The organism is Rhizobium sp. rho-13.1, assembly GCF_007000305.1.
Taxonomy (GTDB): domain Bacteria; phylum Pseudomonadota; class Alphaproteobacteria; order Rhizobiales; family Rhizobiaceae; genus Rhizobium; species Rhizobium rhododendri.
The window spans coordinates 1-216 of the sequence record NZ_SCFL01000130.1; the positions used below are offsets into that span (position 1 = coordinate 1).

The following is a 216-nucleotide window of genomic DNA, read 5'->3' on the forward strand; positions in this document are numbered from 1 at the left end:
TTGACGAACGGCTTGGCCTGATGCTCGACCGCGAGATCGCACTACGAACCGACCGACGGCTGACCAATCGGCTCGCCACAGCAAAGCTTCGATTTGCCAATGCCTCGATCGAAGACATCGATTTTAGATCTCACCGCGGCCTTGATCGTCGCAATGTCTTGTCCTTGGCGCAGGGCGCATGGCTGAAGGCAAACGAGAACCTGATCCTGACAGGCC

At 57.4% G+C, this 216-nt stretch carries 1 protein-coding gene; it reads left to right on the forward strand.

Going from position 1 to position 216, the window contains the following annotated elements:
- On the forward strand, nucleotides 1–216 hold a 216-nt coding region (locus tag EQW76_RS28940; protein WP_161991107.1), incomplete at both ends, for an ATP-binding protein.